This window comes from Brevundimonas subvibrioides ATCC 15264 (assembly GCF_000144605.1).
Taxonomy (GTDB): Bacteria; Pseudomonadota; Alphaproteobacteria; order Caulobacterales; family Caulobacteraceae; genus Brevundimonas; species Brevundimonas subvibrioides.
The window spans coordinates 1,446,901-1,470,259 of sequence record NC_014375.1; the positions used below are offsets into that span (position 1 = coordinate 1,446,901).

The 23,359-nt window shown below is 68.5% G+C and carries 23 protein-coding genes; 12 read left to right on the plus strand and 11 right to left on the minus strand.

What is annotated here, in order from left to right; all coding sequences use genetic code 11:
• Nucleotides 1-10 precede the first annotated feature (10 nt).
• Nucleotides 11-373, plus strand: coding sequence for a phage holin family protein (locus BRESU_RS07220; protein ID WP_013268881.1), 363 nt, complete (start codon nucleotides 11-13; stop codon nucleotides 371-373).
• Here the strand turns inward: BRESU_RS07220 and BRESU_RS07225 are convergent.
• Nucleotides 370-1,458: an ABC transporter ATP-binding protein gene (locus BRESU_RS07225; RefSeq protein ID WP_013268882.1), complete on the minus strand. Its 1,089-nt coding sequence runs from the start codon at nucleotides 1,456-1,458 to the stop codon at nucleotides 370-372. The genes BRESU_RS07220 and BRESU_RS07225 overlap by 4 nt on opposite strands.
• Before the next feature lie 249 nt (nucleotides 1,459-1,707).
• On the opposite strand from BRESU_RS07225, the gene BRESU_RS07230 reads away from it, so the two are divergent.
• A complete protein-coding gene (locus tag BRESU_RS07230; RefSeq protein ID WP_013268883.1) occupies nucleotides 1,708-3,240 on the plus strand; it encodes an acyl-CoA carboxylase subunit beta in 1,533 nt (510 codons plus the stop codon).
• Here BRESU_RS07230 and BRESU_RS17370 read toward each other — a convergent pair.
• Nucleotides 3,235-3,900 carry a hypothetical protein gene (locus tag BRESU_RS17370; protein WP_156796129.1) on the minus strand — a complete coding sequence of 222 codons (666 nt, stop codon included), beginning with the start codon at nucleotides 3,898-3,900 and terminating at the stop codon, nucleotides 3,235-3,237. The two genes, BRESU_RS07230 and BRESU_RS17370, sit on opposite strands and share 6 nt — an antisense overlap.
• Nucleotides 3,901-4,147: 247 nt before the next feature.
• Between BRESU_RS17370 and BRESU_RS07235 the strand changes: the two genes are divergently transcribed.
• The gene (locus BRESU_RS07235; RefSeq protein ID WP_245528615.1) at nucleotides 4,148-4,414 is read left to right on the plus strand and encodes a phosphotyrosine protein phosphatase; all 267 of its coding nucleotides are present in this window, start codon (nucleotides 4,148-4,150) and stop codon (nucleotides 4,412-4,414) included.
• A 195-nt stretch (nucleotides 4,415-4,609) separates the two neighbouring features.
• On the opposite strand, the gene BRESU_RS07240 is transcribed toward BRESU_RS07235, so the two are convergent.
• The 5 genes from BRESU_RS07240 to BRESU_RS07260 form a co-directional block, all read right to left on the minus strand.
• Nucleotides 4,610-5,200 carry a hypothetical protein gene (locus tag BRESU_RS07240; protein ID WP_013268885.1) on the minus strand — a complete coding sequence of 197 codons (591 nt, stop codon included), beginning with the start codon at nucleotides 5,198-5,200 and terminating at the stop codon, nucleotides 4,610-4,612.
• A gap of 113 nt (nucleotides 5,201-5,313) precedes the next feature.
• Nucleotides 5,314-5,796, minus strand: a complete 483-nt coding sequence (locus tag BRESU_RS07245) for a VOC family protein (protein WP_013268886.1) — start codon at nucleotides 5,794-5,796, stop codon at nucleotides 5,314-5,316.
• 256 nt (nucleotides 5,797-6,052) lie between these two features.
• Nucleotides 6,053-6,808: a pseudouridine synthase gene (locus BRESU_RS07250; RefSeq protein WP_013268887.1), complete on the minus strand. Its 756-nt coding sequence runs from the start codon at nucleotides 6,806-6,808 to the stop codon at nucleotides 6,053-6,055.
• A 2-nt stretch (nucleotides 6,809-6,810) separates the two neighbouring features.
• A complete protein-coding gene (locus BRESU_RS07255) occupies nucleotides 6,811-7,323 on the minus strand; it encodes a GlcG/HbpS family heme-binding protein (RefSeq protein ID WP_013268888.1) in 513 nt (170 codons plus the stop codon).
• 14 nt (nucleotides 7,324-7,337) lie between these two features.
• On the minus strand, nucleotides 7,338-7,979 hold the full coding sequence (locus tag BRESU_RS07260; protein WP_013268889.1) for a DUF938 domain-containing protein: 642 nt from the start codon (nucleotides 7,977-7,979) through the stop codon (nucleotides 7,338-7,340).
• Nucleotides 7,980-8,191: 212 nt separating this feature from the next.
• Here BRESU_RS07260 and BRESU_RS07265 point away from each other — a divergent pair, with 212 nt between their 5' ends.
• Together BRESU_RS07265 and BRESU_RS07270 are read left to right on the plus strand one after the other, a co-directional pair.
• Nucleotides 8,192-10,054, plus strand: coding sequence for a phosphoenolpyruvate carboxykinase (GTP) (locus BRESU_RS07265; protein WP_013268890.1), 1,863 nt, complete (start codon nucleotides 8,192-8,194; stop codon nucleotides 10,052-10,054).
• 54 nt (nucleotides 10,055-10,108) lie between these two features.
• Nucleotides 10,109-11,137, plus strand: coding sequence for an NAD(P)/FAD-dependent oxidoreductase (locus BRESU_RS07270; RefSeq protein WP_013268891.1), 1,029 nt, complete (start codon nucleotides 10,109-10,111; stop codon nucleotides 11,135-11,137).
• Here BRESU_RS07270 and BRESU_RS07275 read toward each other — a convergent pair.
• Nucleotides 11,118-11,855 (minus strand): TonB family protein, encoded by a 738-nt coding sequence (locus tag BRESU_RS07275; protein ID WP_013268892.1) that lies wholly within the window; start codon nucleotides 11,853-11,855, stop codon nucleotides 11,118-11,120. The genes BRESU_RS07270 and BRESU_RS07275 overlap by 20 nt on opposite strands.
• 198 nt (nucleotides 11,856-12,053) lie before the next feature.
• Between BRESU_RS07275 and BRESU_RS07280 the strand changes: the two genes are divergently transcribed.
• Nucleotides 12,054-12,860 (plus strand): transglycosylase SLT domain-containing protein, encoded by an 807-nt coding sequence (locus tag BRESU_RS07280; protein WP_013268893.1) that lies wholly within the window; start codon nucleotides 12,054-12,056, stop codon nucleotides 12,858-12,860.
• A gap of 67 nt (nucleotides 12,861-12,927) precedes the next feature.
• Nucleotides 12,928-14,073 carry a SpbR family protein gene (gene spbR / locus BRESU_RS07285; protein ID WP_013268894.1) on the plus strand — a complete coding sequence of 382 codons (1,146 nt, stop codon included), beginning with the start codon at nucleotides 12,928-12,930 and terminating at the stop codon, nucleotides 14,071-14,073.
• Nucleotides 14,074-14,108: 35 nt separating this feature from the next.
• Here the strand turns inward: spbR and BRESU_RS07290 are convergent, their stop codons facing one another.
• The 3 genes from BRESU_RS07290 to BRESU_RS07300 form a co-directional block, all read right to left on the minus strand.
• Nucleotides 14,109-14,588, minus strand: a complete 480-nt coding sequence (locus tag BRESU_RS07290) for a hypothetical protein (RefSeq protein ID WP_013268895.1) — start codon at nucleotides 14,586-14,588, stop codon at nucleotides 14,109-14,111.
• A gap of 68 nt (nucleotides 14,589-14,656) precedes the next feature.
• Nucleotides 14,657-15,436, minus strand: a complete 780-nt coding sequence (locus BRESU_RS07295) for an NAD kinase (protein WP_013268896.1) — start codon at nucleotides 15,434-15,436, stop codon at nucleotides 14,657-14,659.
• A gap of 52 nt (nucleotides 15,437-15,488) precedes the next feature.
• A complete protein-coding gene (locus tag BRESU_RS07300; RefSeq protein ID WP_013268897.1) occupies nucleotides 15,489-16,619 on the minus strand; it encodes a DUF2336 domain-containing protein in 1,131 nt (376 codons plus the stop codon).
• Nucleotides 16,620-16,776: 157 nt separating this feature from the next.
• Between BRESU_RS07300 and BRESU_RS07305 the strand changes: the two genes are divergently transcribed.
• The 5 genes from BRESU_RS07305 (at nucleotide 16,777) to BRESU_RS07325 (ending at nucleotide 23,358) form a co-directional block, all read left to right on the plus strand.
• A complete protein-coding gene (locus tag BRESU_RS07305) occupies nucleotides 16,777-17,541 on the plus strand; it encodes a class II aldolase/adducin family protein (RefSeq protein ID WP_013268898.1) in 765 nt (254 codons plus the stop codon).
• Complete coding sequence (locus BRESU_RS07310; protein WP_013268899.1) at nucleotides 17,541-18,323, plus strand: hypothetical protein; 783 nt, start codon at nucleotides 17,541-17,543, stop codon at nucleotides 18,321-18,323. Before BRESU_RS07305 ends, BRESU_RS07310 begins: the two co-directional genes overlap by 1 nt.
• A gap of 126 nt (nucleotides 18,324-18,449) precedes the next feature.
• Nucleotides 18,450-19,619 (plus strand): efflux RND transporter periplasmic adaptor subunit, encoded by a 1,170-nt coding sequence (locus BRESU_RS07315; RefSeq protein WP_041762246.1) that lies wholly within the window; start codon nucleotides 18,450-18,452, stop codon nucleotides 19,617-19,619.
• Nucleotides 19,619-22,849 carry an efflux RND transporter permease subunit gene (locus BRESU_RS07320; protein WP_041762247.1) on the plus strand — a complete coding sequence of 1,077 codons (3,231 nt, stop codon included), beginning with the start codon at nucleotides 19,619-19,621 and terminating at the stop codon, nucleotides 22,847-22,849. Before BRESU_RS07315 ends, BRESU_RS07320 begins: the two co-directional genes overlap by 1 nt.
• 236 nt (nucleotides 22,850-23,085) lie before the next feature.
• The gene (locus tag BRESU_RS07325) at nucleotides 23,086-23,358 is read left to right on the plus strand and encodes a FeoA family protein (RefSeq protein WP_013268902.1); all 273 of its coding nucleotides are present in this window, start codon (nucleotides 23,086-23,088) and stop codon (nucleotides 23,356-23,358) included.
• Nucleotide 23,359: the final 1 nt, after the last annotated feature.

Sequence of the window (23,359 nt, forward strand, 5' to 3'; positions counted from 1 at the left end):
GAGCGGAACGATGCTGAGGTTCATCCTGCAGGCCGTGGTCACCGCGCTGGGGCTGTGGCTGTCGGCCTATGTGGTGCCGGGGGTGGACTTTTCATCGACCGGGTCGCTGGTCGCCGCCGCGGTGCTGCTGGGGATCGTCAATGCGATCGTGCGGCCGGTCCTGGTGTTCGTCACCTTCCCGCTGACGGTGGTGACGTTCGGCCTGTTCCTGCTGGTCGTGAACGCCGCGACCATCGGACTGGTGGCGGTCTTCCTCGGCGGGTTCAGCGTCGACGGCCTGTGGGCGGGGGTAGGGGCCGCGATCATCACCGGTCTGGTCAGCCTGGTCGTCGGCTCGGTGATCCCGGACGAGCCCGCCCGCGCGCAGCGCTAGCCCCGCGCAAACGCGATCCCGTCGGCCCCGAACAGGTGGCCGTGGGCGGGCGCGATGTGCAGGGTCAGCGATTCCCCGACCGTCGGACGCACGTCGCCGGGGAGCTGAACCGTCAGGGTCTCGGGCGAACCCGGATGGGTGACATAGGCATAGGTGGCGTTGCCCAGGGTCTCGACGAAGGCCACGGTCACGGCGATGGCGCTGCCTTCGCCCGACAGGGTCAGGTGCTCGGGCCGAATGCCCAGGGTGATGGACTGGCCGACCGTGGCGTTCGAGGCCCGGGCCGCGACCGTCAGGGTCTCGCCCGCAGGCGTGCGGACGACGGCGCGGGTGGACGAGGCCTCCACCACCTCGGCCGAGATCAGGTTCATCTTGGGGCTGCCGATGAACTGGGCCACGAACAGGGTGCGCGGGTTCTCGTAGAGCTCCATCGGGGCCCCGACCTGTTCGACCACGCCGCCATTCAGGACCACGATGCGGTCGGCCAGGGTCATGGCCTCGACCTGGTCGTGGGTGACGTAGACCATGGTGGTCTTCAGGCGGCCATGGAGCGACGCGAACTCGTAGCGCATGCGCACGCGCAGGGCGGCGTCGAGGTTCGACAGGGGCTCGTCGAACAGGAAGACCTCGGGCTCGCGCACGATGGCGCGGCCGATGGCGACGCGCTGGCGCTGGCCGCCGGACAGGGCCTTGGGCTTGCGGTCCAGGTATTCGGTGATGTTCAGGGTCTCGGCGGCGGCGCGCACGCGGCGGTCGATCTCGGCCTTGTCCGCCTTGGCCAGGGTCAGGCCGAAGGCCATGTTCTGGTAGACGCTCATGTGCGGATACAGGGCGTAGGACTGGAACACCATGGCGATGCCCCGGTCCGAGGGGCTCATGTCCGTGACGACCCGGCCGCCGATCGAGACCTCTCCGGCGTCGGCCTCCTCGAGGCCCGCGACGACCCGCAGCAGGGTGGACTTTCCGCAGCCGGACGGGCCGACGAAGACCACGAACTCGCCGTCGGCGATGGTCAGATCGACGCCCTTCAGGACCTCGGTCGCGCCGAACGATTTGCGAATTCCACTCAGGGCCACGTCGGCCATTCCGTCTCCTGTATCCCGGTCGTCTTCTTTTGCCGGGACTGTAAGCGGTTACAGGTCCGGAAGAAACAGTCCTTCTCCCCTTGTGGGAGAAGGTGGCAGGCGGAGCCTGACGGATGAGGGGTCACTCCGGCGCAGGGGGTATGCGGATGCCTCGACGACCTTTGATGTCAGCGTGACCCCTCATCCGCCCCTCCGGGGCACCTTCTCCCGCAAGGGGAGAAGGGCTATCGGTGCCGCAAGGAGAGATTCATGAAAGCCATCCTCGAACAGCTGGAAGCCCGCCGCGAAGCCGCGCGTCAGGGCGGGGGCCCCGCCCGCATCGCGGCCCAGCACGCCAAGGGCAAGCTGACCGCGCGCGAGCGGATCGAGGTCCTGCTGGACGAGGGGTCGTTCGAAGAGACCGACATGTTCGTCGAGCACCGCAGCCACCAGTTCGGGATGGAGCACCAGCGCGTGCCGGGCGACGGCGTGGTGACGGGGCGGGGCACCATCGGCGGGCGGCTGGTCTATGTGTTCTCCAAGGACTTCACCGTGTTCGGCGGGTCGCTGTCGGGCGCGCACGCGGCCAAGATCGTGAAGCTTCAGACCATGGCCCTGACCAATGGGGCCCCGATCATCGGCCTGTTCGACGCCGGCGGGGCGCGGATCCAGGAGGGGGTGGAGAGCCTGGCGGGATACGCCGACATCTTCCTTCAGAACACCCTGGCGTCGGGCGTCATCCCCCAGATCAGCGTGATCATGGGGCCGTGCGCGGGCGGCGACGTCTATTCGCCCGCCATCACCGACTTCATCTTCATGGTGAAGGACACGAGCTACATGTACGTAACCGGCCCGGACGTGGTGAAGACGGTCACCAACGAGGTGGTCAGCCACGAGGACCTGGGCGGGGCGCGGGTCCATGCGGGCAAGTCGGGCGTGGCCGACGGGGCGTTCGAGAACGATCTGGAGGCCCTGTCGGAGGTGCGCCGCCTGATCGGCTTCCTGCCGCTGTCGAACCGCGAGAAGCCGCCGGTGCGCGAGTCGTACGACGACCCCGACCGGGACGAGGCCTCGCTGGACACCCTGGTGCCCGCCAATCCGAACCAGCCCTATGACATCAAGGAACTGATCCTGAAGACGGTCGACGAGGCCGAGTTCTTCGAGATCGGGGCGGATTTCGCGAAGAATATCGTCTGCGGCTTCGGCCGTCTGGACGGACAGTCGGTCGGCATCGTCGCCAACCAGCCGCAGGTGCTGGCGGGGGTGCTGGACATCGACTCATCCCGCAAGGCCGCGCGGTTCGTGCGCTTCTGCGACGCCTTCTCGATCCCGCTGGTGACCTTCGTCGACGTGCCCGGCTTCATGCCCGGCACGCGCCAGGAATACGGCGCCCTGATCAAGCACGGGGCCAAGCTGCTGTTCGCCTATGCCGAGGCCACGGTGCCCAAGCTGACGGTGATCACGCGCAAGGCCTATGGCGGGGCCTATGACGTGATGAGCTCCAAACACCTGCGCGGCGACGTCAACTACGCCTGGCCCTCGGCCGAGATCGCGGTGATGGGGGCCAAGGGCGCGGTCGAGATCATCTTCCGCAAGGAGGCCGGCGACCCCGAAGCCCTGGCGGCGCGCGAGGCCGAGTACAAGGAGCGCTTCGCCAACCCCTTCGTGGCGGCGGGCCTGGGCTACATCGACGACGTGATCATGCCGCACGGCACGCGGCGGCGGCTGATCCGGGCGCTACGGACGCTGAAGGGGAAGGTGCAGACGAACCCTTGGAAGAAGCACGATAATATTCCGCTATGACTTTTTTAGATCCACCCAAGTTCCAAACTTCTTGCGGCGAAGTGAGAATTTGGTGCAGGCCGCTTTGTCTAGGTTTGACGTTACGGCGATGATGTTAGCGGCGTAATCGCAGAAATCGTCCCATCCAATATGGTATCTCTTGCCTAGACGGAATGGACGCGTAGGTGAGCTCCCAACGCGTTCAAGAAAAATGGCATTTACGATACCCCCGTTGTGGACAATGATGTTTCTAAGTTCGATGAACTCGCGAGTGAGCTGCCGTTCTCGATCATTAGAAAACATAGCTAAACCTAGACGATCTAGAAAATACGACTCGATTCCTGAAATGCCTTCGTAAGCGAGCTTGTTGACGCGCCTTTCTACGAGCAACTCAATCACATCGGACATTCGCTTTAGGTGAATGATATCTCGGACTGGGACCTGCTCGTTTGAGGTCAATATATCCGGTTTCTTCCGAATGCATTCTTGGACTATTTGCGAGAAATATCGTTGAAACGCATTCACTGAGTTGTTGACGAGATTCTCCGAGTTGGTCCTGCTAAAGCGCTTTAGTGCTTTCTGAGTTGGCTCGGGGTCATCGTCGGGATCGGTTTTGCCAAGGGCCTCCCTCGCGATCTTTCGCGTCTGATCAGCGCGCGACGCCTGCTCGATCAGAAACATGAATGAATCGAATGAGTCGCGGTATGCAATGAACGAGGTCGCCAACGACTCGCTACACAAGAGCCGCCGCGTAGGCACAAATGACTCTGTTGGTATGGCGTTAGATTCTTGGTCCATTCGCAGAGTATCAGAACGGCTGAGCGATTAAGCAACGGGCCTTGCTTCGTGACCCGCCTCCTCTTCCTCGGCTCCCGCAACCGCCTCCGCTCGCCGACGGCGGAGCAGGTGTTCGCCGCCTGGCCCGGGGGTGGAGACCGCGTCGGCGGGGCTGGCGCCGGATGCGGACGAGCCCTGCACCGATGAACTGGTGGAATGGGCCGACATCGTCTTCGTCATGGAGCGCGCGCATCGGGTCCGGCTGCAGAAACGGTTCGGCCGGAGCTTGAAGGCGGCGCGGGTCGTGTGTCTGGATATCCCCGACGACTATGGGTTCATGCAGCCGGAGTTGGTGGCCCTGCTGGAGAAGAAGGTGGGGCCGCATCTGCGCTCCCTCTCCCGGCGGGAGAGGGCTTGAGGCTCGGAGAGCGCAGCGATCCGCCAGCCGAAAGGGTGAGGGGTAGCCCTCACCGGTGGGCACCGACCCCTCACCCTTTCGCGCAAGAACACTCGCTGTCGCTCGCGTGCGCTCAAGCCCTCTCCCGTTGGGAGAGGGGAAGTGTCTTTGGTCCGGCTGCAGAAGAGGGTCGTCAGGCGAGCAGCCCGTTATCCCCTAGACCGCCCCGGTCTTTCGGAACACGCGCAGGGTCCGGTAGCCCTCGACCTCTTCCACCGAGCTGGTCGCGGCCCATTCGGCAATGATCGGCTCTGCCCGGGCGTAGGCGTAGGAGCCGGTGTAGAAGATCAGGTGGCCGCCCGGGCGGGTGCGCTCGGTGAACAACCGGGTCAGCTCCAGGTCGGTCAGGGCCCCGTAGGCGTCGTTTTCCTCGGACCTGAACTCGCACAGGTGAAACAGGGTGACGACGTCGAACATCGGCAACAGGGCCGGGTTCGAGGTGTAGATGTCGCCGAAATAGACGCAGTAGCCGCGCGCCAATTCCGGCCGGTGGGTCACCAGATCGATGTAGCTGTCATACTCGCGGCGGGTCGCGGTGATGCTCATGACCGAGGTGCCGAGGTCGCTCTCGCCCAGCCTGAGGCCGACGTGGTGATGGTCGCCGGTGCCGAAGTGGAAGATGGCCTCGTTCGGGACGGCGCGGCCCTCCATCCACTCGATGAAATGGACGTCGCAGGGACAGTCGTCGGGGCGGAGTGCCCAGGCGCCCTTGAGGCTGTGAAGCCGGCCACCCGAGCGGGGGACCATCCTTTGAAGCAGTGATCGCAAGGAAACCTCTCCGCCCGGCCTGCGTCGTCTACGGCCCGATCGACTGCCGGGTTACTGACCAGAGCAGGAAATATCCCGGTGTTCGGCGAGGGCTAGCCCCGTGCGGCAATTCGCAGCGCGTCCACGTCCAGCCGCTTCATCTCCATCATCGCGGCGAAGGCCCGGGCCGCCACGGCCGGATCCGGGTCGCTCATCAGGTCGGTGAAGCCGGCCGGGATGATCTGCCAGCTGAGGCCGTAGCGATCCTTCGCCCAGCCGCACTGTTCGGCCTCGGGCACCGCCGACAGGGCGTCATACAGGCGGTCGGTCTCGGCCTGGTCGGCGGTTTCGATCTGCAGCGAGATGGCCTCGGTGAAGGTGAAATAGGGGCCGCCGTTCAGGGCGGTGTAGGGGGCCCCGGCCAGGGTGAACTCGACCATCAGGACGCTGTCCTTCCGGCCGCCCGGATAGTCGGCGGGGGCGCGGACGACCTTGTCGATGCGGCTGTCGGGGATGACGGAGACGTAGAAGTTGGCGGCCTCCTCGGCCTGGGTGTCGAACCACAGGCAGGGGATGATCTTGCGGTCGGCGGGCATGGGCGGGCTCCTGTGCGGTTTCGCGCATAATGATTAACCGATAGGTTAAATGCAAGACCTCGGCGGCGCGCAAGAGCATCAGCCCGTACGGCGGCTCCTGATACGACCGATCCTGACGTATCGGTCTGTTAGGCTGGGGGTTTCGGTCTTTGACAGTTGAACCATCACCGTCGCCCGAAGCGGGCTCTCCGAACGGGTCGAACGGGTCGGACGGGTCGGACGGGTCGGACTGTGTTTTTCGAGTCCGGCACCGACCTCAGCCGACCAGCGCCACCCGCTCCTCCGCCGTCAGCATGCGCCAGTGGCCCTCGGGCAGGTTGTCCAGCTTCAGCGGGCCGATGCGGACGCGGATCAGGTCGACGACCTCGAGATCGACCATCGCGCACATGCGCCGGATCTGCCGGTTGCGGCCCTCGCGCAGGATGAACTTGAGGCGGAAGCTCTCCATCCGGCTGACGTAGGCGGGGCGCAGCTGGCGGCCGTCCAGCATGATGCCGTGGCGCAGGATCTTGAGCTTCTTCTCGGTGACGTCGCCGACGACCCGGACCAGATATTCCTTGTCGAGATCGCTGTCCGGACCGATCACCGCCTTGGCCACCACCCCGTCGGCGGACAGCAGCAGCAGGCCGCGCGAATCCTCGTCCAGCCGGCCGATGGGCGGCAGGGAGGCATCGGCGGCGGGGGCGGTGCCGGGGCCGATCCGGTTGGCCTCGGTCAGCAGGCGGACGGCGGGAACCTTGTCGGGTTCGGGCTGGCCCGAGACGTAGCCGAGCGGCTTGTGCATCACGATCGTGATCCCGGCCGCGAGGGCGGTCTCGGCGCGGTCGGACAGGGTCAGGGTCTGGCCCGGCTCGATCTTGCGACCGGCGTCGGTGACGACCTCGCCGTCGATGGAGACCAGGCCGTCGGCGATCAGGGCGTCGGCCTCGCGGCGCGAACAGACGCCGCTCTGGCCCAGCCATTTGTTGATGCGGCTGGGCTCGGGGCCGTCATAGAGGCGGGAGAAGGCCAAGCTCAGTCGGCCGCCAGAGCCGCGGTGGCGGTCTCGGTATCCTGGGCGGCGGTCGCGCCCGATACGCCGATGGCCCCGACGATGCGCCCCTCGACGACGATGGGAATCCCGCCCGCGATGGCGAAGGCTTCGGAGTTGGCGAGGGTGACGATGCGGCCGGTCTGGACGCGCTCCTCCATCAGGGCGGTGGTGATGCGATAGCGGGCGGCGGTCTCGGCCTTGCGCTGGGCGACATGGATCGACCCGTACTGGGTGTCGTCCATCCGGGCGAAGGCCACCAGTTCGCCCGACGGCTCGACGATCGCGATCGCCAGACGCCATCCCTTCGACTGACCATAGGCCACGGCGCGATCGATCAGGGCCTGGGCGGCGTCGAGCGAGATCGGCGTGCCGTAGGGCGGGGCGGGGGCGGGGGGTGCGGTCGGCGCGGCCTGGGCGGGCGCGGTCTGGGCCGTGGCCGGGACGGTGGCCGCGAGGGCCAGGCCGAGGGCGAGCAGGGGGGCGAAGGTCTTCAAGGCGGGCTCCAGGGTCAGCCGACGCGGCGGAACAGCAGCATCAGGTTGTTGGCGGGCATGTCCGCGCGGCGGGTCAGGTGCAGGCCGTGCGTCCGGGCCAGGGCGACCACGGCCTCGACCTCGCGCAGACCCCAGGCGGGGTCGCGGGATTTCAGGCTGGCGTCGAAGGCTTCGTTGGACGGGGCCAGCGGGACGTCGGCCTCGCGGAACGGGCCGTACAGGACCAGCAGCCCGCCGGGATCGGGCAGGACGCGGGCGGCCCCGGCCATCAGCCCCTCGGTCGCCGGCCACGGGCTGATGTGGATCATGTTGATGCAGACGATGGCCTGGACGTCGACCGGGGGCCAGGCGTCGGGGCGGGCGGCATCGAGGTCCAGCACCGGGTTCAGGTTGGGCAGGGCGGCCTCGGCGGCCCAGGCGGCGATGCTGGCCCGGGCCTCGGGCGAGGGGTCGCTGGGCGTCCAGGTCGTCCGGGGCAGGGCCCGAGCGAAGGCCACGGCGTGCTCGCCGGAGCCGGAGGCGATCTCGAGCACGCGCCCGTCGGCGGGCAGGTGCGCCTTCAGCACCGCCAGAATCGGGTCGGTGTTCCGGGCCACGGCGGGCGAGGCCATGGCGCCCGTGGGGGCGGCGGCGGTGATGGGATCGAGCGTCTGCACAGCGTTGCAGATACAGGGCGACGGGCGGTCGCGCGACCGGATTCGACCTCAAGGCCGCGATGCGCGCGCGGGGCGGGGGTGAAATCCTGCACCGGTTGACGCGGCGGCATCCCGGGTGTCATTGCGCCTGTAACAGGCCGTGAGGCGCTGTTACAAAAGGGGCGGTTCACGGCGGCGTCAGACCAGCCGGGCCGACGTTCAGGAGAATTCGCTTGGCTTCCATCTCGACCATCGCAGGCCTCGCGCCCGCGCCGACCCGTCACGCCGGCCTGATCGCCTGGGTCGAACAGATCGCGGCCCTGACAAAGCCCGCCCGCGTCCACTGGTGCGATGGATCGGAGGCCGAGAAGGCCGCGATCGTCGCCGACCTGATCGACAAGGGCACGCTGAAGGCGCTGGACGCGGACAAACGTCCCGGCAGCTATTACGCGGCGTCGGATCCCAAGGACGTGGCCCGGGTCGAGAGCCGGACCTTCATCTGTTCGGCCGAGGAGATCGACGCCGGTCCGACCAACAACTGGGCCGAGCCGGGCGAAATGCGGACGCGGCTGGACGGCCTGTTCGACGGCTGCATGGCCGGCCGGACCATGTATGTCGTGGCGTTCTCGATGGGGCCGCTGGGCTCGGAGCTGTCGGCCCTCGGCGTCGAGATCACCGACAGCGGCTATGTCGCCGTGTCGATGGGCATCATGACCCGGATGGGATCCGCCGCGCTGGAAGCCCTGGGCGACGACGGCGTGTTCGTGCCGGCCGTCCACACCCTGGGCGCGCCCCTGATCGAGGGACAGGCCGATGTGGCCTGGCCCTGCAATGCCGAGAAGTGGATCGTCCACTTCCCCGAGACGCGCGAGATCTGGTCCTATGGCTCCGGCTATGGCGGCAACGCCCTGCTGGGCAAGAAATGCTACGCCTTGCGCATCGCCTCGGTCATGGCCCGCGACGAGGGCTGGCTGGCCGAGCACATGCTGATCCTGAAGCTGACCGATCCGAAGGGCCGGTCGAAATATATGGCGGCCGCCTTCCCGAGCGCCTGCGGCAAGACCAACCTGGCCATGCTGCAGCCGACCCTGCCGGGCTGGAAAGCCGAGACGATCGGCGACGACATCGCCTGGATGCGCTTCGGCGACGACGGACGCCTGTATGCCGTAAACCCCGAGGCCGGCTTCTTCGGCGTCGCGCCGGGCACGAGCCGAAACACCAACCAGAACGCGCTGGCGACCCTGGCCACCAACACCGTCTTCACCAACACCGCCCTGACCGCCGATGGCGACGTCTGGTGGGAAGGCCTGACGAAGGACGTGCCCGCGGGCATGACCAATTGGAAGGGCGTGGCGCACGATCCGGCCTCGGGCGAGCCCGCGGCCCATCCGAACGCCCGCTTCGCCGCCCCCGCCAGCCAGTGCCCGACCATCGCGCCGGAGTGGGAAGACCCCAAGGGCGTGCCGATCGACGCCATTTTGTTCGGCGGTCGCCGGGCTTCGGCCGTGCCTCTGGTGACTGAGGCGTTCGACTGGGAACACGGCGTGTTCATGGGCTCGACCGTGGCGTCGGAAGGCACGGCCGCGGCTGAGAACGCAATCGGCGAGCTGCGCCGCGACCCGTTCGCGATGCTGCCCTTCTGCGGCTACAACATGGGTGACTATTTCGCGCACTGGCTGGCCCTGGGGGCCAAGGCCGACCCGGCGAAGCTGCCGGGCATCTTTTTCGTCAACTGGTTCCGCAAGGGCGAGGACGGCACGTTCGTCTGGCCCGGATTCGGCGACAATGCGCGTGTGTTGAAATGGATCGCCGAGCGGCTGGACGGCGAGGCTGACGCGGTCGACACGCCGGTCGGGCGGGTGCCCGCGCAAGGCGCGCTGGACGTCGAGGGCCTGTCGCTGAGCGAGGCCGACCTGGCGACGCTGCTGGAAGTGGACGCCGAGGTGTGGACCGAGGAGGCCGGGCTGATCCCGCCCTTCTATGTCCGCTTCGGCGACCGGCTGCCCCAGGCGCTGTGGGCCCAGCATGCCGCCCTGACCGAGCGGCTGGCCGCCGTGCGGATCGCGGATCAGGCCGCGGCGATGGCGGCGGAATAGCCGGAACGCCAGTCCCGACTTGAAATCGCCGGACGGTCGGTCGATGGACCGGCCGTGGCGGATATTTCATGTGACATCGTGGTGGTCGGCGCGGGCGTGCTGGGCCTTTGCGTCGCCGGCGAGCTCGCGTCGCGAGGTCGGGACGTTCGGGTGATCGACCCGGGCGAACCCAATGCGTCCTCGGTCGCGGCCGGCATGATCGCGCCGGCGGCGGAAATCCTGCTGGACCGTCCCGGCGGGGATGTGGCGACCGTGTTTCGCGAGGCGGCGGCGCTGTGGCCGGATCTGGCGGCGTATCGCGGGATCCTCCTTGATCCGACACCGGCGGAATGGGCGGGCGAGGACCGGCAAGCGGCGGCGGCCCTGCTGGCCGACCACGGCTTCGAGACGGTGTGGGAGGCCGGTCGACTGCATCTGCCGTCCGACGTGCGGCTCGAACCTGCGCAGGCCCTGGCGGCGCTGGCGCGTTCGATCGGAACGCCGATCCTGCCGCAACGGCTGTTGAGGATGGCACGGACCGCGGCGGGGTGGCGGCTGCAGGTCGAGGATGGCGCGATCGAAGCGGACGCGGTGGTTCTGGCCAATGGCACGGCCGGTCCGGTGCTGGGTCTCCCGGACGCGGTCGTGGAGATCCTGGCCCGTGTCTCGCCGATCGCAGGTCAGATCGGCCGGGTCGCGCGGCCGTTGACCGATCGGGTCGTGAGAGGCGACGGGTCCTATGTCGTGCCGGGAGCCGGGGGAAACACACTGATCGGCGCGACCATGGTCGAGGGCGAGCGCCATCCCGTGCCCGATCGCGCCGCATCGCAGACCCTTGTCCGGGCCGCCGAGGCCCTGCTGGGCCGCGCGATCGGAGACGCTGTCGATTGGCGCGTGGGTGTGCGCGGGGCCAGCCCGGACGGCCTGCCCATGGCCGGACCCACACGCGAGCCCGCGATCCACGTCGCCCTGGCCCCCCGCCGGAACGGCTGGCTGCTGGGGCCGATGGTGGCGAAGGTCGTGGCCGACGGGATCGAAGGGCGACCGCGCGATCGCTACGCGGCCGCCTTCGATCCCCTGCGGTTCAGCTCTCAGGCAGGTTGAAGCGCAAACCGATGCTGACCCGGGCACCGTCCACCGCCTGGCCGTCGACGGTCCGCGGGCTCATGCGGAAATAGCGGGTCAGCCCCAGGGCGGCCCGGCCGAAGCCAAACCCGCCGGGGGTCTCGGAGACGACGCTGCAGCCGGTCACGGTGCCGTTGGCCTGGACCAGGCAACTGAGACGGGCCGAGCCCGACACCGACTGCGAGATCGCCCGGCCGGGATAAGCGCGCGCCAGCTGCTCGCCGCTGGGCTGGCTGATCCAGCGCGGGGAGGTGATCACGGGCGGGCCGGGCGGCGTCGTGTCGACCGGCTCGCTGGCCGTGCCGGTGGCGGTCGCGGGAGCCACGATTGTGGTCGTGTTGATGAACGGGCCCGGTGTTGCGACCGGCGTGTCGGTCATGACGGTGGGCAGGGTCTCGACGGTCTGCGGCGGTGCGGGCGTGCGGTTCACCGGCGGATTGGGCGCCGGGGGCGTGGGCGCCGGCCTGGGCTCCGGCTCTGGCAGCCGGTACATGCGGGCGTCGATGATCCGTTCCGGTGGTGCGTCGGGCACGACCTCGGTCTCGACCCGCTGGTAGTAAAGCGCGACGGCCAGACCGACATGGGCCAGCCCCACGACCCCGATGGTGATCCAGGTTGACCGGGGCAGGGGGCGTTTGCGTTCGCCGAAATCGATCGGGCTGACCAGTCGGGGTCCGCCTGCGGTCTGCATCATCATGGCCGTCACTCCCTCGTTCTTAAGCCGCTCCCCAGCAACCCTGAGCGGAATGACGCGCGCGACTGATGGCGGGATTGCGGCGGAAGAAACGTCGGTTTCTGACTGATCGCTGATCAGGTCTTGCCTGCGACATCCGGGCCAGTACTGCCGTTAACGGACATTAACGCTCGATTAACCACGATCTCCGAGCCTTGCTGCATGACCGTCGGAGCGATTCCAGCATCGGGAGGGGTGGAGGCCGCGATCCGTCGTGCCGCCAGCGCAACCGGCGTGGACTTCGACTTCCTGATGAAGACGGCGCGGCGCGAGAGCGCGTTCAACCCCTCGGCCAAGGCACGGACCTCTTCGGCCGCCGGCCTGTTCCAGTTCATCGAGCAGACCTGGCTGGCGACCGTCAAGCAGCACGGGGCCCAGCACGGCTATGGCCAGTACGCGGATCTGATCCATCGCGGGTCGGACGGCCGCTGGCGGGTGGACGGATCGGCGCGCAACGTCGTGCTGGACCTGCGGTTCGATCCGCAGGCGGCCTCGACCATGGCGGGCGAACTGACGGCGTCGAACGCCGCCTACCTGCGCGGGCGTACCGGACGGGAGCCGGGCGCCGGCGATCTGTATGCGGCGCACTTCCTGGGTCCGGCGGGGGCGGCCCAGATCATGGAGGCCATGGCGACGCGGCCTGGTGCCAGTGCCGCAGCCATGTTCCCGCAGGCGGCCGCGGCGAACCGCTCGATCTTCTACCGGGACGGCCGCGCGGCGACCGTGGCCGAGGTCCATGCCAATCTGCAGCGCACCGCGGGCGAGGGCGCTCCGGCGCTCGGGTCCGGCGCACCGGGACTGCCCGCGCTGGACGAGAAGGACATGGCCATCGCCGCACGCATGGACCGCCTGAAACAGGATCAGGGTCTGCTGGCCCTGCTGCTGGGCCAGGAAGGCGACCAGAAGGGCGGCAGCTTCACCAAGGCCTTTGGAACCGGGACAGGATCCCCGTCGGGAGGCGGGTGGTAAACTGGGCGTTAAGCAAGCAGGTTCACTTTGAGGGACGCTTCAAAGCGACTCACGATCTGAGCCCCCAATGACCGCCTATCGCGCCCGTCTGACCGAGTTCGACATCCGCCGCCTGATCAAGGCGACGGACGAGGACGAGCGCGCCTCGGCGGCCCACAAGCTGTGCCGCAGCATGGACCGGATCGATCTGGACGATGCCGATCGCGAAGCCGCCCAGAAGATCATGCGGGTCCTGGCCCAAGACGCCGCCGAGCTGGTGCGGCGGGCCCTCGCGGTGACGCTCAAGAGCTCGGATCTGCTGCCGCACGATGTGGCGCGGATGCTGGCGGCGGACGTCGACTCCATCGCCCTGCCCATCATCGGCTCCTCGCCGGTGTTCACCGACGACGACCTGATCGAGATCGTGAAGGCCGGATCGGCGGTGCGTCAGGTGGCGGTGGCGGCGCGGCCGCGCGTGTCCCGCGACGTCGCCGACGTGCTGAGCAGCGACGGCTGCGAACAGTCCGTCAGAACCCTGGCGTCCAACGACAATGCCGACATTTCCGAAAACGCCATGGGGCGCGTCGTCGACCGGTTCGGATCGTCGCCCGAGGTCGTGGCGGCCCTTGCCTATCGTCAGGTCCTGCCGCTGGACATCACCGAGCGGCTGGTCGCCCTGGCCAGCGAGGCGGTGCGGACGCACCTGATCACCCGCCATGCCGTCGCGCCCGAAACGGCCATCCGGCTGTCGACCTTCGCGCGCGAGCGGGCGACCGTCGACCTGATCGACCAGGCCGCGACGACGGCGGATATCGCGACCTTCGTGGGCCAGCTGAATGCCCGCCGCGCGCTGACCGGGTCGCTGCTGCTGCGGGCCCTGGCGCGCGGACAGATGACCCTGTTCGAGCACGGGATCGCCGAACTGGCCTCGACGCCGCACGAGCGGGCGTGGCTGATGGTGCACGATGCGGGTCCGCTGGGCCTGAAGGCCATCTATGATCGCGCCGGCCTGCCGCCGCGCCTGTTCCAGGCTTTCCGTGCCGGTGTCGACACCTGGCGCCAGCTGTCGGCGGAAGGCGCGGACACGACCGGCGAGGCGTTCCGCGAGCGGATGCTGGAACGGTTCCTGACCCAGCGGCCCAACACCTCGCGCGACGACCTGGCCTATCTGATGGAGCGGCTGGACCGGCCGGCGGAAACGCCGGGACGTCTGGTCGCGGCGAACGCGGCGTAGAAACTCCTTCCCCGCCAGGGGAGAGGGGCGCTCGTTCAGCCCGCCCGGTGCGCGGCGACCTGGGCTTCGAGGGTTTCCGACAGGACGCGGCCCGTGGGGTGGTCGTCGGTCTGGATTTGGTCGCGGACGACGGCGCGGATGGCATCGACGTGGGCGTCGATCAGGACCATCGGCGCATCCATGCGCTTGATCGGATCGTCCATCAGCTTGCACAGCGAACCGGCCAGGCGCGTCACCAGCGGATACTGGTATGTGGCCCCCAGACCCTTGAGGTCATGCGCGCGGAAGTACAGGCCCTCGGCGGTTTGGGCATTGTATCCCTCGGCGCGGATCGCGGCCTGGGCGGCGTCCAGTTTGGTGATCTCGTCCTGCAGCCACTGCCCGAACTGGCCCGACATCGCCTTAAGCGCTTCTTCAGCGCGCGCGATGGCTTCGGCGTTGATCCCGCTGAAGCCGCCGCCGACCTTGGCGCGAAGCATGTTGGGCGGGCGGGTCACTTGAGCCGGGTTGCTCACGGCTTACTCCTGCGAACGTGGTGATCGCAGAATGCACAGTCCCCCTTAAGAAGCCGTGACCTGATCCGTCAGGCCATAAACTGTTCGGCCAGGACGCGTTCCTCGAAGGACCGGCCCGCGTCGAACAACATCGTCAGGGCGACGTCGCGTCGTTCCTTGACCGCGACCTTGACCACGCGGCGGATCTCCAGACTGTCGGCCACGGCACTGACGGGCCGCTTGTCCGCTTCCAGCACCTCGAACTCCACCCGGGCGCGGTGGGAGAGGAGGGCACCGCGCCAGCGACGGGGGCGGAAGGCGCTGATGGGCGTCAGGGCCAGCATGCGGGCGTCCAGCGGGATGATGGGACCGTGGGCGGACAGGTTGTAGGCGGTCGAGCCGGCGGGCGTGGCGACCATGCAGCCGTCGCAGGACAACTCCTCCAGCCGCACCTTGCCGTCGACGCTGATCCTCAGCTTGGCGGACTGGCGGGTCTGGCGCAGCAGGGAGACCTCGTTGATGGCCAGGCCGGTATGGACCGCGCCGCTCTCCGTCCAGGCGTCCATCTGCAGCGGGTGGATGACCGCCCGACCGGCGGCCGCGATCCGGTCCGGCAGGTCGTCGTCCTCATAGTCATTCATCAGAAAGCCGACCGAGCCCCGGTTCATGCCGTAGACCGGCGTGCGACGCGTCAGGTTGGCGTGAAGGGTTTCCAGCATGAAGCCGTCCCCGCCCAGGGCGACGATGACGTCCGCCTCGGCCTCCGGCACCGACCCGTACAGGGCGGACAGGCGTGCGCGGGCCTCCAGCGCCTCGGGTCGGTCGCTGGCGCAGAAGGCCAGTCTGAGGGGGGATTGCGTCGCGTTCACCGGTCTAGGACAAGCCGACGCCGTCGGTGAAGTCAAACGGCGTTTCGAAGCGTCAGCCGCCGACGTGACCCATCAGGGCGCGGAACTCGCGCGCGGCTGCGGAGGGGGGGAGGGACATGCGTCCGTGATAGCCGACGTCGCCGCCGCCCGGCCAGCCGTCGCTCATGGAGCGGATCTCCTCCAGCACGGCGGGGAAGACGGCGCGATCGATGCCGACGGCGGCGCACAGCAGGAACAGCGCATCCGGGCTGGGTCGGACGATCGCGGCCCGGACCTGGTCAAGGGTGAAGCCCCCGAGCGCGGTCACGCCGTGCTCGAACAGGCTGAGGCGTTTTTCACGGATCGCACGGATCAGAAAACCGGCCCGCAGTTGTCCGGCGCTCTGCAGCTTGGCGACCAGCCGACGCTCCATCTCCTCCTTGTCGATGATGGAGACCGCCTCTTCGATCCCCTTCGGTTCGGCCAGCGGGGGACGGGTGACGGCGTCGATCGCGACGGCGAGCTTGCTCTCGTCCACTCTGAACCGTTCGCCGATCGCCTCGCGCAGGGCCTGACCGACCCATTGATAGAGCTGTGTCGCCAGGGCGTCGTTCAGGCGCGGGTGACGCGTCAGGGGCGCGCGCAGGGCGGCGATGCGGCGAGAGTGTTCCACCAGGCGACCCAGGGCATCCTCGCTGACCTGGGCGGTCCGGTTGGCGGCCAAGGCCGTCAGGGTGGCCGGGTCGCCCCGGTCGATGATGGCGTCGGCGACGCTGCCGCTGATGTGCGGCCGGCGAGCCACCTCGATCTGGTGCTCGATGGTCGCTTCGACCAGGACGCGCAGCAGATCGTGATCGTTCAGCAGCGGACTGGCGGCGATGACGGGGCGGGCGATCTCGATCTCGTCCAGCGCCAGCATCGCGATCAGGGCCGGCGGGGCCCACTCCGCCGAAGCCAGGCTTTCGGACAGGGCCTTGCGGATATCGCGCTCGGCCTGGCGGGCGATGATCATGAAGATGTCGCCGAGCAGGGGGGAGGCTTCGGCTCCCGGAGGCGTCGCATCGCACAGGGCGGCGATCCCGAGGAGCAGCCGGCGACGGTCATCCGTGGTCTTGCCGCGGGCGAGTTCCAGCAGTCGCGATGCGGACGTCAAAGCCTCGGCGTCGGAAGGCTGGGACGTCTGCAGGCGGATGACAGCGGTCACGGGGGGCTCCGGTCGGAAGGCATCCGAACACGGCACAGCTTGGCCGCAGGTCGTGAAAACTTGGTTAATCAAGCCTGAACGCGGTCCGGCTTGACCGCATCACGGGTTGGCGCGAGGGTCCCGGCCGACGTTCGTTAACGCCGATCAGGAGTGAACCATGGCCGACGGTGCCGCCCAGAGCCTGAAGTCGCGTGTTTCGGCCGAAGAATGGCAGGCGCGCGTCGATCTGGCCGCCCTGTATCGCCTCGTCGCCCTGCACGGCTGGGACGATATGATCTTCACCCACATCTCCGCCCGCGTCCCGGGGCCGGAGCACCATTTCCTGATCAATCCGTACGGGCTCTACTTCGAGGAGATCACGGCCTCGTCGCTGGTGAAGGTCGATCTGGACGGCAATATCGTCCAGGAGACCCAGAGCTTCATCAATCCGGCCGGATTTACGATCCATTCGGCGGTCCATGCCGCCCGCGAGGACGCACACTACGTCATCCATCTGCACACCGTGGCGGGCGTGGGCGTGGCGGCGCAGGCGGAGGGCCTGCTGCCGATCGGCCAGAACGCCTGCCTGCTGCAGCATCAGGTCGCGTACCACGGCTACGAGGGCCTTGCGCTGAACCATGACGAGCGCGAACGGCTGGTGGCGGACCTTGGGGACAAGCCGCTGATGCTGTTGCGCAACCACGGGACGCTCGCGGTCGGCCAGACGGCGGCGGCGGCCTGGGTCGGGATGTTCTTCCTGGAGCGGGCCTGTGCCCAGCAGATCGCCGCCCTGTCGGGTGGGCGCGAGCATGTCCTGATGGCCCCCGACGCCGCCCAGGCCGAGACGAAGGAACAGGGCAAGGGCATTGGCTTCATCTCCAGCCTGGCCTGGCCGGGCGCGCTGCGGCTGCTGGAGCGGAAATCGCCCGGCTACGACGCCTGATGCTGGGCCGCTGCCTTGCGGGCGTTGTGCTCGCGGCAGCGGCGTCGTCGGTCGAGGCCGGGGCCTGGACCCAGAAGAAGGGCCGGGCGCAGGTCATCCTGAAGGCCGAGGTGATGCGGGCGAGGGACGGCTACGATTCCTCGGGCCGGACTGTGCCGATGCCCGCGGCGCGCGAGGATCGGGCCATCGGGGTCTTCGCCGAGTACGGCGTGACAGACCGGGTGACGCTGCAGTTCAAGGGTGACTGGCAGTCGGGCGAGGATGCCTTCGTCGACTATCAGGGCCGGGGTCCGGCCGAGATCGGGCTGACCTGGCAGGCCTGGCGCGACGACCGGACGGCCGTCAGCCTGTATGCCGGCTATGCGATCGCGGGCGAGGGGCGGAACGCCGGTTACGCCGCGCCGGGCGTCGGTGACCAGGATTGGGAAGTGAGGGCATCGGTCGGCCGGTCGTTTGGCGACGGCCAGGGCTGGGCGGGCCGTCTGATCCCCGGACAGGCCTTCGTCGAGGTCCAGGCGGCGCGGCGGATGCGCGACGGGCTGCCCGACGAGACGCGCGCGGATTTCACGGTCGGCAGCCGGTTCGGGCAGGGCTGGATGGTTCTGGGCCAGGCGTTCGGAGGCGTCACCGACGACGCGGGCGCGCGCTGGCTGTCGGTCGAGACGTCGGTCGTGCGTGACCTTGGATCCTGGAGCCTGCAGGCGGGCTGGCGGCGGACGGTGGCAGGGCGCGAGACGCCCCTGGCCGAGGGTCCCGTGGTTGCGATCTGGCGGCGGTTCTGACACCCGGGCACCCGTGGTGGAATGCCGCGACGGAAACCGGAACGGCTCACGTTACAAACTCTTTAAGTTGCCTCGTGAAGCGGAACGGCTATGCCGTCCGACGTGAATTCTGGAGTCGGTGCCCGCGTGATCAAACGTCATTTCTTCCTCGTCGCCGCGGCGGTGGTCCTGGGTCTCATGATCGTGGCCGCCGTGATGCGCGTGGCGTTTGCCGGCGACGAAGCGGGCGCGGGCGGCCCCGGTGGGGGCCGTGGCGGCGGTCGCGGGCAGGCCGTCGAGGCGGCTGTGGTCGTGCAGCGCCCCTTCAGCGACCAGATCAACGTGCTGGGCGTCGCGCGCGGTCAGCGCTCGGTCAACATCACCTCCAGCACCAGCCAGCTGATCACGCGCGTCTTGTTCCGGGACGGCCAGCGGGTCGCGGCCGGCACGCCGCTCGTCCAGTTGCAGGCCGGCGAGGAAGAGGCCGGCATCATCGAGGCGCGGGCCCGGGTCGGGCTGGCCGAGACGCAGTACGAACGCTACGCCGCGCTGGGCGAGCAGGGCTATGCTCCCCGGATGATGGTCGAGCAATACCGGGCCGAGCTGGCCACCGCCCGTGCCACGTTGCAGGCCGCGCTGGCGCGCCAGGGCGACCTTTCCATCCGCGCGCCCTTCGCCGGCACCCTTGGATTGTCCACGGTCACCGCAGGCACCCTGATCAGCCCCGGCGCGGTCATCACCACGCTGGACGACACCTCGGTGATCCGCGTCGATTTCCCGGTGCCGGAACGCTACCTCGGCGTGCTGCGGTCGGGGCTTTCGATCACGGCCACCGCGGACGCCTATGGCAACGAACAGTTCTCCGGGCGGATCGCGCTGGTGGATACCCGCATCAACGAGACGACCCGCGCGGTGACGGCGCGCGCCGAGTTCCCCAATCCGGGCGGACGCATCCGGCCGGGCATGCTGATGCGGGTGGCCATCCAGCAGGGCCAGCGCCAGACGCCCGCCGTGCCTGAAGCGGCCGTGCAGTATGAGGGCGACGGAGCCTTCGTGTATCGCATCGCGGCCGGCGAGCGGGGCTCCACGGCCCAGCGCGTCGAGGTCGAGACCGGGGCGGTCGAGGGCGGCTACGTCGAGATCGTATCGGGCCTGAACGCCAACGACCGGGTCGTCGCCGGCGGCCTGAACCGCATCCAGCCCAATGCGCCGGTGACGGTGGGTGGGGCCGGAGGCGCACAGCGGGCCGGAGCGACGGCACCGACTGGCGCGGCCGCTCGGAACGCCGCCGCTCAGCCGCAGGCGGCCGCGCGATGATGCTGTCCGACGTTTCCGTCCGGCGGCCGGTGTTGGCGGCCGTGGCCGCCATCGTGCTGTGCGTGATCGGGGCCGCTGCCTTCTTCTTCCTGCCGGTGCGCGAACTGCCGGACGTCGATCCGCCGATCGTGTCGGTCTCCACCAGCTATGCCGGGGCCTCGGCCGAGGTCATCGAGAACCGGATTACCGAGCCGATCGAGCAGCAGGTCGCCGGGATCCAGGGTGTCGAGCGGATCACCTCGTCCAGCCGGGACGGGCGCTCGAACGTCACCATCGAATTCGCCCTGGATCGCGACATCGACGTCGCGGCCTCCGACGTGCGCGACCGGGTCAGCCGGGTGCAGGGGCGCCTGCCCGACCAGGCCCAGCCGCCGGAAGTCTCCAAGGCGGACTCCGACAGCCAGCCGATCATGATCCTGTTCCTGCGGTCGTCGTCGATGAACCGGCTGGAGCTGACCGACTATGCCGACCGCTATCTGCTGGACCGGCTGGCGACCGTGCCGGGCGTGGCCCAAGCCCAGATCTATGGCGAGCAGCGCTATGCCATGCGCATCTGGCTGGACGCCGACGCCATGGGCGCGCGCGGCCTGACCGTCTCCGACGTCGAACAATCCCTGAGTAGCCAGAACGTCGAACTGCCGGCCGGTGCGCTGGAGTCGACCGACAAGGACTACACCGTCCGCGTGGCCCGGACCTATGCGCGGGCCCAGGACTTCGCCCAGCTGCCGATCGGCACGACCGGGTCCGCCTCCATCGGCTCGGCGGGAGCCTCCGGCGCGGTCTCCACCGGGTCGATTCCGAACGGATCGGGGGCCAGCGGCGCGCTGCAGCCGCGGGCCAGCTATGTGACCCGCCTGGGCGACATCGCCCGGGTCGAGGAGGCTCCGGCGGAAGCGCGTCGCCTGTTCCGGGGTAACGGCCTGGATCAGATCGGTCTGGCCGTGACGCGTCAGGCCCAGTCGAACGATCTGGAAATCTCCAAGGGCGTCGAGGCCCTGGTGGAGGAAATCCGGCCCAGCCTGCCCGACGACACCGAACTGGTCGTGGGCTCCGACAACTCGGTCTTCACCTCGCACGCCATCGACGAGGTCTGGATCACCATCGGGATTTCCATGGCGCTGGTCGCCCTGGTGAACTTCATCTTCCTGGGCAGCCTCCGGGCAGCGCTGATCCCGTCCATCGTGGCCCCGATCTGCCTGCTGTCGACCTTCATCGTCCTGGCGCCGCTGGGCTTCTCGCTGAACCTGCTGACCCTGCTGGCCCTCGTGCTCGCGATCGGTCTGGTGGTCGATGACGCCATCGTGGTGGTCGAGAACATCCAGCGCCGGCTGGACCACGGCGAGCCGCCGCTGGTGGCCGCAGAGCGCGGAACGCGTCAGGTCTTCTTCGCCGTCATCGCCACCACCATCACCCTGCTGTCGGTGTTCGCCCCGCTTCTGTTCCTTCCGGGATACGTCGGGCGGCTGTTCGTGGAGCTGGCGGCTGCGATCGCGGCGGCCGTGGCCTTCTCCGCCTTCCTCGCGCTCAGCCTGTCGCCGATGCTGGCCTCCAAGATCCTGCGGCCCGCCGCCGGATCCGGCTGGGTGGCGCGCAAAGTCGACTGGGCCATGGACGGCCTGAAGAACTCCTATGCGGACTCGCTGAAGATGCTGGTCGGCAAGCGGATCGCCGTCATCGGCGTGTCGCTGCTGATCGTGCTGGTCGGGGCAAGTGCGGCGACCATGTTCGTGACCCTGCCGGACGAGCTGGTGCCGCCGGAGGATCGCGGCCGGGTTCAGGTCCGGGTGCAGGGTCCTGAGGGGGCCGGCTTCGACTACACCCGCAAGATCATGCTGGGCCTCGAGCCCATCCTGGCCGAGTACAAGGCCAACGGCGAGGTCGAGAGCTATCTGATCTCCTCGCCCGGCTTCGGCGGTGGCAGCTTCAACTCCGGCAACGCCTCGCTGATCCTGAAGGACTGGTCCGAGCGGGACCGGTCGGCGGACGAGATCGCCCAGGAACTGAACGGCAAGCTGCGCGGCCAGACCGGCGCGCAGGTCAATGCGTCGGTTCCGGGAGCCTTCCAGCGGGGAGGCGGCGGCGGCAACTCGATCGAGATGATCGTGACCGGATCCGAGTACGCCGAGATCTACAACTGGCTGCAGCCCGTCCTGGCGGCGGCGCAGGAAAACCCGGGTTTTTCGCGTCCACGCCTGAACTATGAGCCCAACGCACCGCGCGTACTGGTCGAGGTCGATCCCGAGAAGGCCGCAGCGCTGGGCGTCTCGTCCCAGGAGATCGGCCGGACCCTGGAGACCATGTTCGGCTCCCGGCTGGCCACGACCTATATCCGGGGCGGGCAGGAGTACGACGTGATCCTGCAGACGGATCGCGAGGACCGTTCGTCGCTGGCCGATCTGGAAACCCTGTATGTCGGAGCCGGGTCGGGTGCCCTGGTGCCCCTGTCGTCGGTGGTCACCACCAAGACGTCGGGCGACACGCCGGACCGTCGGCGTCTGGACCGGCAACGGGCCATCACCCTGTCGGCCGACCTCAATCCGGGTACGACGATCGCCGATGCCGTGGCGTTCATGGACACCCAGATCGCGGAACAGCCGAGAGGGGTGGTCAACATCCAGTACGGCGGCGCGGCGCGCGACCAGCAGGAGGCGGGTGGAGCCGTGGCCTGGGCCTTCGCACTGGCCCTGCTGCTGGTGTTCCTGGTGCTGGCGGCGCAGTTCGAAAGCTGGATCACCCCGGCGGTCATCATGCTGACGGTGCCCCTGGCAGCGGCGGGCGGTCTGTTCGGCCTGTTCATGGCGGGCTCGAGCCTGAACATCTATTCCCAGATCGGGCTGATCATCCTGATCGGCATCGCGGCCAAGAACGGCATCCTGATCGTGGAGTTCGCCAACCAGCTGCGGGACCAGGGCCGATCGATCACCGAAGCGATCATCGAAAGCTCTTCGCTGCGCCTGCGGCCGATCATCATGACCTCGATCGCGACCGCTTTCGGGGCCCTGCCGCTGGCGCTCTGGCAGGGTGCCGGGGAAGGCAGCCGTCAGACGATCGGGGTGGTGATCTTCACCGGTGCCATGTTCTCGACCCTGCTGACGCTGTTCGTCGTGCCGGTGATCTACGGGGCCCTGGCCCGGTTCACCAAGTCGCCCGAGTACACGGCCCGCAAGATCGAGGAGTGGGAGGCCCAGGAAGCCACCGCCAACGATCCGGTCCCAGCAGCCGCGGAGTAGTCACCGTCGTCTCCCTTCCTTACCCCGCGTGAGGGAGGGGGCCGCGGCCTCGCCGTCAGGGCGGGATCGGCCTGGGTGTGAGCACCGTCATGCCGGTCGCGGCTTCGCCTGCGGCGACGCGTCTCGCCCCGTGAAGGCGAGGGAGAATATCTTGCCTCTGGACGAACGTCTTCCGCGTCTGATAAGCGTTCGCATGTAACGGGGACTCAGAGCTGGTCCCTGACAAGGCGAGTGTCATGAGCAACGTGATTTCCCTGTCCGAAGCGCGTCTGGGCGACAAGGGTGTCATCACCCGGGTCGGCGCGGATGCCCGCGACGAACATGGAGCCGAGCTGGAGCGCCGCCTGCTGGAGCTGGGCCTGGTCGAAGGGGCCGTGATCCAGCTGCTGCATCAGGGTGCGATCGGCAAGGATCCCATGGCGTTGAAGGTGGATGACATGCGTGTCGCCCTGCGGCGTCGCGAGGCGCGCGGCCTGACCATCGAGCTGTTCGCTCAAGCCGCCGAGTAGG